Below are 1,098 nucleotides of genomic sequence, written 5' to 3' on the forward strand. Positions count from 1 at the left end.
TGATATAAAAAGTTTTCCACATAGTAGGAAGAATTCAGGAGTCAGGAGTCAGGAGTCAGGAGGAATTTTGTACGAGTTATAGCTTTTGTGCGCAAAATTTTATGAATATAATACATTTTTTTTCTACAGTCTGTCTAAGTTATAGCATTGAATTCATAAAAATGTAATATGTGTACTACTCTTATTTTAAAAACTCTGCAGATGCAGGTAATTTACAGTTAGGGTGCGGGCGATCGCATCTCCAAAACTGGATTAAGATTGTTACCACTTCTCCTAAATTACCCTTGGGCAATCCAGAAAAAGAAAGCAACGCTCAGATATGCCGTTCGGTTTGACATTTCGGGAATCTCTTTGAGAAACCAAAAGCGAAAAACGAAGGACACACTCAAGTTAGGGAGAATTACACTCGCTCTGGCTCCTTTACTGCTCCACTGCTGAATGTCACATTGTAACATTCAGTAGCAGAATACCTACATAGCAGAGTTTGTGATCAACGTTGTTGCGCAGGATAAGGATTTCTCCTATATCTTGGAAAAGTTGGCTACCGTGACGGGGTAGTGTCTTTTAACCCGGACAGGGTTGGTTGAAAGTATAGGAATCGAACCTATAACCAATCGATTAGAAATCGACCGCTCTACCAGTGAGCTAACTTCCGCTGGTGTTTGATGCAGGATTCGAACCTACGTCCATCCACTCTCGGACGCTCTACCACTGAGCTAATCAAACGGTGAAATAGTTATAAAGTACTCGGCGGTATACGCATTAGACCAGAGGCTAGCGCACCAGTCAGGTATACAGAACCTAAACCGCTGCTTTGCAACTTTGATGACTACTTCGTTTCAAATGTAGCATAAGCTAAATCTAATGTCTCTCAATCGGACGCTTGCGGCTACAATATGCCACCAGAAGCACAAATAATATCATCCCGACAAGATATTTCAATGGATTTGGTACGTTAGGATTAGGAGAGAAAAACCCTTCAGTAATACCAGCAACAATCAACATTGGTACAATTCCAAAGACTAACTGTACTGCTAGGGAACCATAAAACTTCAGCGCATCGACACGACGATATTTACCAGGAAATAAAATTGCTCT

At 40.9% G+C, this 1,098-nt stretch carries 2 protein-coding genes and 2 tRNA genes; 1 reads left to right on the forward strand and 3 read right to left on the reverse strand.

All coding sequences use genetic code 11. The features are described 5' to 3' along the window. Positions 1 to 170: 170 nt before the first annotated feature. A complete protein-coding gene (locus G4P69_RS38720) occupies positions 171 to 335 on the forward strand; it encodes a hypothetical protein (protein ID WP_208340725.1) in 165 nt (54 codons plus the stop codon). Positions 336 to 580: 245 nt separating this feature from the next. Here G4P69_RS38720 and G4P69_RS38725 read toward each other — a convergent pair. From G4P69_RS38725 to G4P69_RS38735, 3 genes are all read right to left on the reverse strand, one after another. Continuing rightward, positions 581 to 655: transfer RNA gene (locus tag G4P69_RS38725), tRNA-Arg, on the reverse strand. A 1-nt stretch (position 656) separates the two neighbouring features. Continuing rightward, a tRNA-OTHER gene (locus G4P69_RS38730) sits at positions 657 to 726 on the reverse strand. A gap of 135 nt (positions 727 to 861) precedes the next feature. Then, positions 862 to 1,098, reverse strand: a 237-nt coding sequence (locus G4P69_RS38735) for a stage II sporulation protein M (RefSeq protein WP_208355354.1), incomplete at its 5' end; no start/stop codon positions are given.

It is taken from the genome of Aetokthonos hydrillicola CCALA 1050 (genome assembly GCF_017591665.1).
Lineage (GTDB): Bacteria > Cyanobacteriota > Cyanobacteriia > Cyanobacteriales > Nostocaceae > Aetokthonos > Aetokthonos hydrillicola.